This is a genomic window from Curtobacterium sp. MCLR17_059 (assembly GCF_003234665.1).
In the GTDB taxonomy this organism is placed as follows: domain Bacteria; phylum Actinomycetota; class Actinomycetes; order Actinomycetales; family Microbacteriaceae; genus Curtobacterium; species Curtobacterium flaccumfaciens.
In genome coordinates this window covers 241,073-254,094 of the sequence record NZ_QKSU01000001.1, presented here as the reverse complement: position 1 = coordinate 254,094, position 13,022 = coordinate 241,073, and the positions used below count along the sequence as shown (strand labels likewise).

At 70.1% G+C, this 13,022-nt stretch carries 9 protein-coding genes; 7 read left to right on the top strand and 2 right to left on the bottom strand.

Annotation, left to right across the window (positions count from 1 at the left end):
* The first annotated feature begins 58 nt into the window (after nt 1-58).
* From DEJ12_RS01275 to DEJ12_RS01255, 5 genes are all read left to right on the top strand, one after another.
* The gene (locus DEJ12_RS01275) at nt 59-1,615 is read left to right on the top strand and encodes a hydantoinase/oxoprolinase N-terminal domain-containing protein (protein ID WP_111028775.1); all 1,557 of its coding nucleotides are present in this window, start codon (nt 59-61) and stop codon (nt 1,613-1,615) included.
* Nucleotides 1,612-2,745: a DUF917 domain-containing protein gene (locus tag DEJ12_RS01270; protein ID WP_111028774.1), complete on the top strand. Its 1,134-nt coding sequence runs from the start codon at nt 1,612-1,614 to the stop codon at nt 2,743-2,745. The genes DEJ12_RS01275 and DEJ12_RS01270 overlap by 4 nt, the downstream gene beginning before the upstream one ends.
* Nucleotides 2,742-3,866, top strand: coding sequence for a DUF917 domain-containing protein (locus tag DEJ12_RS01265; protein WP_071248827.1), 1,125 nt, complete (start codon nt 2,742-2,744; stop codon nt 3,864-3,866). Before DEJ12_RS01270 ends, DEJ12_RS01265 begins: the two co-directional genes overlap by 4 nt.
* 78 nt (nt 3,867-3,944) lie before the next feature.
* Nucleotides 3,945-5,039 carry a DUF917 domain-containing protein gene (locus tag DEJ12_RS01260; RefSeq protein WP_084740633.1) on the top strand — a complete coding sequence of 365 codons (1,095 nt, stop codon included), beginning with the start codon at nt 3,945-3,947 and terminating at the stop codon, nt 5,037-5,039.
* Nucleotides 5,036-6,559, top strand: a complete 1,524-nt coding sequence (locus DEJ12_RS01255) for a CdaR family transcriptional regulator (protein ID WP_111028773.1) — start codon at nt 5,036-5,038, stop codon at nt 6,557-6,559. The genes DEJ12_RS01260 and DEJ12_RS01255 overlap by 4 nt, the downstream gene beginning before the upstream one ends.
* Nucleotides 6,560-6,571: 12 nt before the next feature.
* Here the strand turns inward: DEJ12_RS01255 and DEJ12_RS01250 are convergent, their stop codons facing one another.
* On the bottom strand, nt 6,572-7,879 hold the full coding sequence (locus DEJ12_RS01250; RefSeq protein ID WP_111028772.1) for an MFS transporter: 1,308 nt from the start codon (nt 7,877-7,879) through the stop codon (nt 6,572-6,574).
* 115 nt (nt 7,880-7,994) lie between these two features.
* Between DEJ12_RS01250 and DEJ12_RS01245 the strand changes: the two genes are divergently transcribed.
* Entirely contained in the window at nt 7,995-9,128 is a 1,134-nt protein-coding gene (locus DEJ12_RS01245) for a substrate-binding domain-containing protein (protein WP_111028771.1), read from the top strand.
* A 275-nt stretch (nt 9,129-9,403) separates the two neighbouring features.
* The gene (locus tag DEJ12_RS01240; protein WP_181433010.1) at nt 9,404-11,482 is read left to right on the top strand and encodes an ATP-dependent endonuclease; all 2,079 of its coding nucleotides are present in this window, start codon (nt 9,404-9,406) and stop codon (nt 11,480-11,482) included.
* 498 nt (nt 11,483-11,980) lie between these two features.
* Here the strand turns inward: DEJ12_RS01240 and DEJ12_RS17765 are convergent, their stop codons facing one another.
* Nucleotides 11,981-12,994: a hypothetical protein gene (locus tag DEJ12_RS17765; protein WP_146245535.1), complete on the bottom strand. Its 1,014-nt coding sequence runs from the start codon at nt 12,992-12,994 to the stop codon at nt 11,981-11,983.
* Nucleotides 12,995-13,022: the final 28 nt, after the last annotated feature.

Here is a 13,022-nt window from a genome sequence, read left to right as displayed (position 1 = left end):
CGAACACCCCGTACCCGCACCACCGCACCCGCACCCGCACCACCGAAGGGAACCCCCCATGCGCATCGGCATCGACGTCGGCGGCACCAACACGGACGCCGTCCTGATGGACGGCAGCACCGTCCGTGCGGCGGTCAAGCGGTCCACCACCCCTGACGTCACCTCGGGCATCGTCGCCGCGCTCGACGGCCTGCGCGAACAGCACGCCTTCGGCCCCACGGACATCGACGGCGTGATGATCGGCACCACCCACTTCATCAACGCCCTGGTCGAGGCACGCGGCCTCGCCCCCACCGCCGCGGTCCGCCTGGGTCTGCCGGCGACGGCGTCGCTGCCCCCGTTCACGGACTGGCCCGGGCACCTGGTGTCGGCCGTGCACGCGCAGCCGTTCCTGGCCCACGGCGGCCACGAGTTCGACGGCCGCGTCATCTCCGAGCTCGACCCCGAGGAACTGAAGCGGCACGCCGGGGCCATCGCCGCCGCGGGCATCCGCTCCGTCGCGATCTCGTCGGTGTTCTCCCCGATCAACGACGAGTTCGAGCAGCGCGCGCAGGAGATCATGGCCGCCGAGCTCGGGCCGGACGTGGCGTTCTCGCTGTCGTCCGAGATCGGTCGCATCGGCCTGCTCGAGCGCGAGAACGCGACGATCATCAACGCGGCGCTCCGCGAGCTCGCCGACCGCATCGTCGACGGCCTGTCCGGGTCGGTCACGGGCAGCGGCATCGACGCACCGCTCTTCCTGAGCCAGAACGACGGCACGCTGATGGACGTCGAGTACGCCCGCCGCTACCCGGTCGCGACGTTCGCCTCGGGCCCGACCAACTCGATGCGCGGCGCAGCGGTGCTGTCCGGCTTCGACACCTGCGCGGTCGTCGACGTCGGCGGCACGACGAGCGACGTCGGCGTCCTGACCGCGGGCTTCCCGCGTGAGGCCACGGGCGAGGTCGCCGTCGCCGGCATCCGCACGAACTTCCGGATGCCCGACGTCCTGTCCGTCGGCATCGGCGGCGGCTCCCGCATCCGCGAGGACGGCAGCGTCGTCGGCCCGGACTCCGTCGGGTACCGCCTGACCGAGGAGGGCCTGGTCTTCGGCGGCACAACCCTGACCGCCACCGACGTGGCCGTCCGCGGTGGCCGTGGCGCGATCGGGGACCCGTCGCTCGTCGCCGGGGTGCCCGCCGAGGTCGCCGCCCGCGCGCTCGACGTCATCGCGGAGCGCGTCGCCGACATCGTCGAGCGGATGCGCACCTCGTCCGACCCACTGCCCGTCGTGGCGGTCGGCGGCGGCTCGGTGCTGCTGCCGGACACCCTGCCCGGACTCGGCACCGTGCACCGCCCGGAGCACTACTCGGTGGCCAACGCCATCGGTGCGGCGATCGCGCAGGTCAGCGGCGAGGTCGACAAGGTCTACGCGATCAGCGACGGCCGCCGGTCCGCCGTGGTCGACGAGGCCCGGCAAGAGGCCGTCGACCGTGCCATCGCGGCCGGCGCCGACCCCGGCTCGGTGGACATCGTCGACTTCGACGAGGTCCCGATCCCGTACCTGCCGGGCAACGCGACGCGGATCCGCGCCAAGGCCGTCGGTGACCTGGCACTCGGGGCGCTGGTCCGATGAGCGCCACGACCACAGCACCCCTCCTCACCGCCATCGGCGCCGACTGCTCCGCCCTCGCCCGCGGCGCCGCGATCCTCGGCACCGGCGGCGGCGGTGACCCCTACATCGGTCGCCTGCTCGCCGAGGCCGCCGTCCGCGCCCACGGCCCGGTCGAGATCGTCCAGGTCGAGGACCTGCCCGACGACGCCGTGGTGCTCTCGGTCGCGATGATCGGCGCACCCACCGTGATGGTGGAGAAGCTGCCGTCCGCCGGCCAGTTCGCCGAGGCCATCCGCAGCCTGTCGGCGTTCCTCAACGTGACCCCGACCCACCTGGCCTGCATCGAGGTCGGCGGCGTGAACTCGACGACCCCGATCGTCGCCGCGGCCGAGCTCGGCCTGCCCCTGGTCGACGGAGACGGCATGGGCCGCGCGTTCCCCGAGGTGCAGATGGTGCTGCCGACCCTGTCCGGGGTCAGCGCGACACCGATGGCCCTGGCCGACGAGAAGGGCAACACCGTCGTCTTCGACACGGTCGACAACCGGTGGGCGGAACGGCTCGCCCGCACGGCGACGGTCGAGATGGGCTGCTCCGCGATCACGGCGCAGTACGCCATGTCCGGCGCGCAGGTGAAGGAGTCGTTCGTCCGCGGCAGCCTGTCGCTGAGCGTCCGGCTCGGCGAGACGCTGGTCCGCGCACGCAGCGAGAACGCCGACCCCGTCACGGCGGTGACCGAGGTGCTCGGCGGCACGGTCGTGTTCGAGGGCAAGGTCGCCGACATCGAGCGCAAGACCGTCACCGGGTTCGCCCGTGGCACGGCCAGCATCGCCGGTTCCGGCAGCGACACCGGCCTGGAGGCGGTGCTCCGGTTCCAGAACGAGCACCTGCTGGTCGAGGTGGCCGGCCAGGTCCGCACCACGGCTCCCGACCTCATCATCACCCTGGACGCCGAGACCGGCGAGCCGATCACCACCGAGGCCCTGCGCTTCGGCGCCCGCATCCGGATCGTCACGGCACCGGCCGACGAGCGCTGGCACTCCCCGGAGGGCCTGCGCCTGGCCGGCCCGCGGTACTTCGGCTACGACACCCCCGCGGTCCGCCACGACGGCACCACGAGCGCGGGCGAGACGAACACGGGAGCGCACCGATGAGCTGGATCCTCGACGTCGACGACCTGCCCGACCTGGCCCGCGGCGCCGCGCTGCTCGGCACCGGCGGCGGGGGCGACCCGACCATCGGGATGCTCCTGGTCCGTGCCGCGATCGAACAGCACGGCCCCGTCACGATCCTCGACCCGTCCGAGGTGCCCGACGACGCCCTCGTCATCCCCACGGCGCAGATGGGCGCACCGACCGTGGTGCTCGAACGCATCCCCGCCGGACCGGAACCCCTCGGCGCCCTCCGTCGGCTCGAAGCCCACCTGGGCCGGACGGCGACCGCGACGATGCCCATCGAGTGCGGCGGCATCAACTCGATGATCCCGCTGCTCGTCGGTGCCACCGGCGGCCTGCCCGTCGTCGACGCGGACGGCATGGGCCGCGCGTTCCCCGAGCTGCAGATGGAAACGTTCTCGGTCTACGGCGTCCCCGGCAGTCCGCTGGCGATCAGCGACGAGAACGGCCACGGCGTCATCATCGAGACCGGCACGGACAACAAGAAGATGGAGTGGCTCGCCCGCGGGGTCACCATCCGGCTCGGCGGCGTCGCCTACATCGCCGAGTACGCGATGTCCGGCCGCCAGGTGCAGGAGACGGCCGTCCCGCGCACGCTCTCCCTGGCACTCGCCGTCGGTCGGGCCATCCGAGTTGCCCGCGAAGCCCACCGTGACCCCATCGACGCGCTCGCCGAGGCCCTCGGCACGACGATCTACACGCACCTGCGCGAGCTGTTCGACGGCAAGGTCGTCGATGTCGAGCGCCGCACGGTCGACGGGTTCGCCCGCGGTCGTGCCACCGTGCAGGGCACCGACGGTTCCGAGCTCGAACTCCGGTTCCAGAACGAGAACCTCGTCGCCCGGCGTGACGGGCAGCTCGTCGCCGTCGTGCCCGACCTGATCTGCGTCCTCGACGCCGAGACCGCCGAGCCGATCACCACCGAGCGCCTGCGGTTCGGGCAGCGCGTCCGGGTGATCGGCATCTCGACTCCCGACCTGATGCGGACCCCGGAGGCGCTCGCCGTGTTCGGGCCGTCGTGCTTCGGGCTCGACGAGCCGTTCGTCCCGGTCGAGGACCTGCACGAGCACGTCCGACCGGCCGCCCCGGCGGTCGGCTGACGAACGGCCGCGCGCCGGCCCCGGCGCCCGGCCCACGCACCCGACCCCGGGCCCCGGCCACGGCAGCAGAATGGACCCATGGACCAGGGTGAGCGGCGGGGCGGCGGTGTGGCGGGCCTCCAGGCCGACGACGCGACCGTCTTCGGACGCGGCACCGCCCTGCTCGGCTGCGGCGGTGGCGGCCGCGTCGACCACATGGTCAGCGCGCTGCGATTCGCGCTCGGCGACCGCAGCGTGCCGGTCGTCGACCTCGACGACCCCGCGCTCGGCTCGGTGGTGGCCGTCGGGCTGATCGGGTCGACGACCGTGCTCGAGGAGAAGATGCCGAGCGGCGAGGAGCTGCCGGCCGCGCTCGCGGCGGTCGAACGCTGGACGGGCGTCCGCGCCGACGCCGTCGTCGCCGCGCAGATCGGCGGCGTGACCGGACCGGCTGCGGCCCTCACCGCCCACGCCGCCGGACTGCCGCTCGTCGACGCGGACCTGGTCGGCCGCGCGGTCCCGCGCATCGACCAGCTGTCGGTCTTCGTCGGCCCGACCACGACGGTCACGGCAGCGGCGGCGACCACGAGCGGTCTGCGGATCGTCGTCGACGCCCGGCACCCCCACGACGTCGAGACCGTCTGGCGCGAGGCCGTCTCGCACAGCGGCGGCTGGGCGGCCTTCGCGATCGGCCCGGTCCCGGTGGCACTGCTGCGCGAGAGGGCCGTCGTCGGCAGCGTGCAGCGCGCGCTCCGGATCGGACGCGCAGCGGGCGGCGCACGCGACGCGGCGGAACTCGCCGCGCTCATCGGCGGCCGGGTCGTCGCCCAGGGCCGGGTCATCGACGTGCAGCGCGAGGGGGACGCGCTCGCGTTCGTGCGCAGCAGCCTGGCCATCCGCGACGCCGGCACCGGTGCGGTCGCCCGGGTCGAGGCGGGCAGCGAGTACGTGCACTGCCTGGTCGACGGCCTGCCGGTCGCCAGCACGCCGAGCGTCATCACCGTCGTCGACGCACGGTCGCTCGCGCCGGTGGCGACCGACCGCACGCGGGTCGGCAACGAGCTCGCGGTGCTCGTGCTGCCGTCGGCGCCGTGGTGGTGGGCGGACCCCGACCGCACCGCGCGCATGGGGCCGCGGGCGTTCGGCATCGACGCGGACGTCGTGCCCGAGGCCGTGGGCCAGGTGCTCGCGTGAACGCCGTCGGCGACCTGCTCCCGCTCCTGCCGCCCGGCACCCGCCTGCTCGTCGGCGCCGGCAGCACGGCGGTCCGGAGCGTCGGCGGGGTGGTGGGGACCCCCGACCAGGTCGGCCGGTCCCTGTCGCAGGGCGACGACGTCGTCGTGCTGCTCACCCCCGTCGACCGCGCGGACGCGCGCTTCGACGTGCTGCTGCGCCGGGCGTCCGCGGCCGGCACCACCCTGCTCGTCGTCGACGCGGCACTGGAACTCGGCCCCGGCACCACCACGCTCGCCGACCGGCTCGGCGTCGCCGTGCTCGCCACCCCGGACCCGTGGGCGACCTCGGTCCGCCTGCACGAACTCATCGGCACCGGGATGGGTCCGGCGGCCCGGGCAGCCCTCGACGCCTCCCGCGTCGCGCTCGACGCCGGCCCCGAACTCGACGACCTGTTCGCCCGGCTCGACCGCTCGCTCGGCCACCCGGTGCGGTTCCTCGACGCCTCGGGCCTGGCACTCCGCGGAGCCGCCGTCGACGACGCGGCCCGCGCGGTGCTCGTCCGCCGCGCCGGCACCAGCGACGTGCTGACCGCCGAGGGCGTCGACGAGACGCTCGTGGCGATCCCGGTCGGCACCGGCATCGGACCGCGCGCCTGGCTGGCCGTCGGCCTGCCCGTCCCGATCGCCGCCGAACAGCAGGTGGTCGCGAGTGCCCTGCAGGTGGCCGCCGTCGCCGTCGGGCACCGGCTGCTGCTCACCCGGCTCGACGACGAGCGCGACGCCCGCTACCGGATGGCGATGCTCGACGAGCTCCGCGCGGCCGACGGGGCACCCGCCCCGCAGCTCGTGCAGCGGACCATCGCCGCAGGGTGGCGGCTCGACGCCTGGCACGTCGGTGCGCGCGTGGTCGCGCGGCAGGGCGTCGACCTGGTCGCGCTCCGCCAGCAGGTCGACGCCGCGGTGCGGGCCGAGGGACTCGACGCGGTCGTCGTCGAACAGGCGGACGGCTGGGTGCTGTGGCTGTCGGAACCCGACGAGCCCGGCCGGGAGGCAGTGGCCGACATCGCGGGTCGGCTGCGGCGCGCGCAGAACACGCTCCGCACCACCGTGGAGACCAACGTGGGCGTCGGCAGTCTGCAGGCGGGCCCTGCCGGGCTGGTCCGGACGCTCGGCGAGGCCGGCGACGCCGCCCGTCTGGCCGCCAGCCGTCCGGAGTCGGGGCACTTCGTGCACGTCGACCGGCTCGGGCTCGCGCAGCTGCTGCTCGCGTGGACGCAGACGGACACGTTCCTGCCGGCCTCGCGGCAGTTGCTCGCACCGCTCGAACGCGGCGGTGGTGCGCTCCTGACGACGCTCGCCGCGTACCTGGACGCGGAGTCGTCGATCGCCGAGACCGCCGCGGTGCTCGGGGTCCACCGGAACACGGTGTCCGACCGCATCGCGCGGGTGGAGCGGCTGCTGGGGGTGGACCTGTCCGACCCGGAGACCCGCCTCGCCCTGCACCTGGCGACGCGGGCGCGGGCGGGCGACGGCGGCTGAGGGCTCGCTGCGTCAGCTGCGGCTGGACTCGCTCGTCTTGTCGGTCTGGCTGGCCTTCTCGGTCTCGCGCTTCGTGGTCCCGCTCGTCTTGTCGGTCCCGCGGGCGGGCCGGGCGGCGGCACCGGTCTCGCGCGCTGCACCCGAGGCCAGGCCGGCCGCGATGATGAACACGAAGACGATGAGCAGCGCGCCGAGCAGGCCGATCTCCTCGCCGAGGAACCCGATCAGGGGCGGTCCGGCCAGGAACGCCACGTAGCCGATCGTCGCGACGGCGCTGACCTTGGCGGCGGCGGTGCGGGGGTCGTCGGCCGCGGCGGACATGCCCATCGGGAAGCCGAGGCTGGCACCGAGGCCCCAGAGCACGACGCCCACGATCGCGAGCGGCACGTTGTCGATGAAGATGAGCATGCCGAGGCCGACCACCGCGACGGCGGCGCTGATGCGCAGGATCGGCACGCGGCCGAACTTGTCGATCAGCGGGCTGCCGGCGACGCGACCGGCGGTCATCGCGGCCAGGAACACCGTCAGCACGGCAGCGCCGCCGGCGTTGTCGAGCCCGTGGCCGTCGATCATCGCGAGGGGCAGCCAGTCGTTCGCGGATCCCTCGGCCAGCGCCATGCCGAGCACGATCACGCCGATGAGCAGCGTGGACGGCTGTGCCCAGACCTGCCAGCGGGTGAGCGGCGTCGCTACCGGGCTGGTGTCGGTCGACACCGGCTGCTCGACGAGGTGCTCGTCCTGGAACTTCGCGACGGCGACGAGCATGGCGGCGCTCGTGATGACGACGAGCACGATGAAGTGCCACGACACCGGGATCTCGAGCTTCTCGGCCAGGGCGCCGAGGCCTGCACCGGCGAGCGTGCCGAGGCTGAACGCGGCGTGGAACAGCGGCATGATCGTGCGTCCGCCGGCCTTCTCGGCGGCGGCGCCGGAGACGTTCATCGACACGTCGCACAGGCCGTTGCCGAAGCCGAAGGCGATGAGCGCGATCCAGATGGCGGCGAAGCCCCATCCGAGCGTGACCGCGACCCCCGCGAAGATCATCCCGACCGCCAGGCACGCCGCAGCCACCTGCACGCCCCGACGGGCACCGAGCTTCGCGACGATGTGCCCGGCGAAGGTCAGACCGCCGATGGAGCCGACGGCCATGCCGAGCACGAGCAGGCCCATCTCGAACGTGCTCGCCCCCAGGGAGTCGCGGACGCTCGGGATCCGGCCCAGCCACGTCGCGATGTCGAGCCCGGACAGGGTGAACACCACGAACACCGCGATGATCCAGGCCTTGGTGGTCGGGACGGTGCGGGTGGACGGCGTCGTCATGGTGGTTCCCATCGTGCTGCGGCGCGCTCGGTGCTGCGCGTTCTGGTGCGTGTCGGTGCTGGTCTTGTGACTGTCGAATCGATTCGACTGCTCGTTCCGGCTACGCTAACGGGCGATGGACGAACCGGCAACAGGACCCGGCGCGTCGCCTTCCCGCGGCGGCGTCACCCGTTCGTCGCGCCCGACGCTGGCCGCGGTCGCCCGTGCTGCCGGGGTCGCGCCGTCGACGGCCTCGCTCGCGTTCAGCGGTCTCGGCCCGGTGTCCGAGGACGCCAAGGCCCGCGTGCTCGCCGCTGCCGCCGACCTCGGTTACGGCGGTCCCGATCCCCGTGCCCGTTCCCTGCGCCGCGGTCGTTCCGGCGTCATCGGCGTCGTGATGGACGAGCGTCTGAGCGATGCCTTCCGTGACCCGGTCAACGTCCTGACGCTCGACGGCATCGCCGAGGTCGCCGGTGCCGCCGGTGCCTCACTGCTGCTCGTCCGGAGTCCGCTCGACGACGAGCAGGGTGCCGGCCCGCTGGTCGACGCCCCGATGGACGCCGTCGTGCTCGTCGGGTGCAACGTCCGGATCGACCCCGCCGTCGCGGTGCTGCGCCGTCGGCAGATCCCCGTCGTCGCGATCGAGGCGGACGAGATCGAGGGTGCCGTCCCCGTCCAGCTCGACAACCGGGATGCCTCACACCGAGCTGCGGAGTACCTGCAGGGGCTCGGCCACCGGGACGTGACCGTCGTGACCCTGCCCCTCGATGCCGCACGCCGCCGTGGCCCGATCGACGCAGCTCGGCAGGACGAGGGCATCGCCTTCACCACGCTCGAACGCCTGCGTGGTGTGCGGGAGGTCTACCCGGAGGCCGTCGCGATCGAGACCGCCGGTAGTTCGGTGGAAGAGGGGCGTCTCGCCGGCACCGAGCTCTTCGCACCGGACGGCCCCCGCCCCACCGCTGTCATCGCGCAGAGCGACCTGATCGCCGTCGGGGTGATCTCGGCCGCGCTCGACGCCGGACTTCGTGTCCCCGAGGACGTCAGCGTCGTCGGCTTCGACGGCATCACGGTGGACGACAGCCTGCTCCACCGCACCCCGATCCGGCACCTGACCACCCTGGTGCAGCCGTTCGTGCAGAAGGGCCAGGCCGCCGCCCGTGCCGCCCTGGCCATGCTCGAGGGTGCGGAGCCGCAGCCGGCATCGTTCACGTCGGAGTTGCGGGTGGGGGACACGACGGGGCCGCCGCCAGCTCCGAGCCCCGGCTAACGCAGGCATCCTGCCTGGGTGCGTGTGGCTTCAGGTCTGGATCCTTGCACGCATCTGTGGCGAAAGCGGTGTGACGTAGCCCAGAACAATACTCGTCGGTGCTTCCGACGCCGTGGCGTTGAGGTAAACCCCAAAACGCCACTACGGGCAGCGCCGGTGCTCGGTGAGCGACGAACGTCAGCGGCGCGGCAACTTCAAGATCCGACCGGCTTGATGCACACTCGGCATACTCGAGCCCACCTCAACATGGCTCGACGATGAGTCGAGGAGCCTCAGTGCAGCTGGCAAAAATTCAGGTTAACAACTTCCGTGCGCACACTGATACCACGCTGCCACTGACTCGTTTCGGCTGCATCATCGGGGAAAATAACGCCGGCAAATCGACTCTGCTGCACGCTATTCAGTTCGCGCTGGAGGGCGGCAAGCTAACAAGTGACGACTTCCGTGAGAAAGACGGCGCCGTCCAGGTGGCTTTGACCATAGACAAGATTAGCGAAGGCGATCTGCAACGCGTCGCCGAAGCGCATCGGGACAGTGTGCGGGCGATGATCAAAGATGATTCCCTTACTCTTATTCGCCGACAGGAGCCCAACTCGACGTCGGAAGTCCGATATATAGCCTGGGTCCCTAGTGATCCAATGTGGTCGCTGGATACGTTTGGTGACGTCATTAAGAACTTGCGTGGAGCTAATCTTCGCTCGGCCGCGGTGCATGCAGTTCCCGCGCTTGACGAAATGCTCGACACAACTCCAAAATCGAGCGACGTCAAGGATGCCTTCCAGGCGTTGATTGATGCATTGCCGGCCGAGCAGCTCGTACCTACCCCGCAGGTGATCAAGACTGGTATCTGGCAGGCAATCAAGCCCCTTCTCCCTGAAGTGATTTACATTGAAGCCGTGAAGGACGCCTCAGTTGAGGCGCGGTCCTCGGGGACTGCAACATTTGCGAAGCTGCTAGGTCTGCTCCTGACAGAGGTTGAAGACCAGTTCGAGGACATCACGAGGGAGTTTCTGAAGGTCCAAAAGAAACTGAGCCGGATACTCGCAGACGACGGCACGCTGGTAGACGAACGACTCGACGCGGTAAGGGCTATCGAGTCAACCATTCAGCAATTTGTTCGGGAAAGTTTTCCCGACGTTGAACTGACCATGAATGTGCCAGCGCCGGCGCTATCGACTATTTTGGGCGGGGCCGAGTTGCGAGTAAACGACGGCCATGACGGGTTGCTGGTGAGCAAGGGAGATGGGCTTAAGCGCACAGTGCTATTTGCGATCTTGCGTGCGTACACCGCACTTCGGGCAGGTGGTCTATCCGAACCCGGTAGTTCGAATCCGGCCCATCCCTGCGTTCTCCTTTTTGAGGAGCCGGAACTTTTCCTGCATCCTCGTGCGCAGCGTCAACTCATGAGCACTCTGGCCACGTTCGCGCTGGCGCACCAGGTGCTGGTCACGACACACTCGGCCGGATTCTTCGGCCCGAGCACTGACGGGTTCGCCAAGCTAACTAAGACGGGAACCGGCGTTGAAGCACTACCGGTGGACCTGCAGCTCGCTGACCGCGATGCTTATCAAATGGTGCAGTACGAGAATAACGAAGCAGCGTTCTTCGCCAAAACCGTTGTGCTCGTCGAGGGGGATAGCGACACTTTCACTTTCCCACATCTCGCGGGTCTACTCAATCCTGCTTGGAATCACGACGAGCACAATGTCAGTTTCATCAAAACCGGAGGTAAAGGGAGCATCTCGCGCTATCGTTCATTTTTTGGGCAGTTTGGCGTTCAAGTCCGCGTCATAACGGATCTGGACTCACTGAGTGACGGATTCAACCACCTCACCGATAGTGTGACGCTCCGCGAGCAGCATGCCAGATTGATGGATGATGTCTCCAAGCACCTTCCCGCAGTGAATGCGGTCAAGAGTGACAAAGTAAAGGGCATCGTGAAGAAGCGTAATTCCGCTCAACTTTGGGTCGCCGCCCAGGAGCAGTTTGAGGAGTGGAAGGCAGACCGGGATGATGATGCAGTCGCTGCGCTGCAGGACACCTTGACCGAGCTATTTGCGCAGGGAGAAAGTCGCAGCAAGACGGATGTACTTCGCACCCCGCCGGCCGAGCGGATTGCAAACAAACGTGACGACCTGATCTCGGCTTTGGCGAGCGAAGGTGTGTTTGTGCTTCGACGCGGGGACCTGGAGGCCTACTGTGCGCAACCAGCAGTCAACGGCGACAAGGTTTCGAGTGCGATGACGTTTTGTCGGGAAGTGACGACTCGGCACGATTTCGAGTCGCGACATGGGGTCGACGCCGCGGGTGTCGTCGGAGACCTCGAAAGCATCTTCGCAGGCATATTTCCTTGATTATCTAGTTGCTCGGACCCTGTCTCGTGCCTTATTTGGATGTGCGTGGCCTTCAGTTGGCATAAGAGCGTCATATCTGCTCGGTGCTGCGAACAACCGGACAATCGCTGGGCGCATCGACATGCCGGCCGAACACGCGATCGAGGTCGGAGCCTGCTCATGGGAGGTCAGCGGGCTGCTGCACGCCATTGGCAGGGGCCCTTCGGCCTTCGGAGTCGCGCCGACGTCCTGACCGACGAGCCACGCCTCCGGTCCGACGGGGGACGGGACCTGCATGGGCCCGGCGTTTACGGTTCGTCGTCGCAGGGGTCGCCCACGCCAGCGTCCGAAGCGCGGCGTAGTCACGCTTCGATGGCGGTGCCGCAGGCCTGGAAGTCGCGGACGGCCTGATCGCGGCGGAGCCCACCGACCAGGTCGAGCGGGGGCGCGGTTGGACGGGAAACGCCCTGTCTCCGAGCGCGTGGAGACAGGGCGTTTCTTCGGTCCGGCGCTTCGGGTTTAGCCGATCCCGGGGTCGTTCCGCATGCCGACGTTGCCGGCGGAAGCGAAGCCGTCCGTGCCGGCGTCGCCGGTCCACGTCCAGAGCGAGCCAGTGTTCGCCTGGACTGCGACGGCGAGGTGGTCGCCCTCGGTCACTGCTGAGGGGCTGGTGTCGGTCTTCATACCGACGTCCGCCGAGTGTGCGAACCCGGCATCGCCCGGAGCTCCGTGCCAGGTCCAGAGGTCTCCGGTGTTCGCTTGTGCTGCCACGGCGAGTTCCGACCCCACGAGCGTGATCGACGGGCTGGTGCCCGCCTTCATGCCGACAGCGGTCTGAACGGCGAGCCCGGTCGTCCGCGGTGTGCCGCTCCAGACCCAGAGCTTGCCGGTGTTCGCTTGCGCTGACACGGCGACGGTGGACCCGTTGACACGTGTGATCGCCGGGCTTGTCCCGTCCTTCATCCCGAGGCCTGCGCTCTTGGCGGTTCCGGTGGTCGCGGCCGGGCCGTACCAGGTCCAGAGGCCACCGCTTTCGGCCTGGTAGGCGACGGACACGCCGCTGCCGACGGTGGTGATGGACGGGTTGGTGCCGTCCTTCATGCCCTGTCCGGTGGACTGCGCGTAGCCCGTTGAGCCAGCGGTGCCCTTCCAGGTCCAGAGATCCCCGGTGTTCGCCTGGAACGCGACGGCGAAGTTTCCATCGCCGAGCGAGACGATGTCCGGGCTGGTGCCTGGCTTGACGCCGACTCCGGCCGAAGCGGCGGTGCCGGTCGTGCCGGCCTTGCCCTTCCAGGTCCAGAGCGTCCCGCTGGGGTCGACGTAGGCGGCTGCGGCGTTCGAGCCGTCCCGTGCAAGTGCAGGGGAGGTGCCGTCCTGGATCTGTCGGCCGGAGTTCGCGGCGAAGCCGGGAGTACCGGCGCTGCCGGTCCACGTCCACAGTGTGCCGGTGTTCGCACGCACCGCCACGGCGGTGCCGTTGGAGTACGACGACGGTGAGATCGACAGCGGGCTGGTCACGTTGCTGAAGTCCACGTGCTGGTGGTTGCAGGTGTCTGCGAAC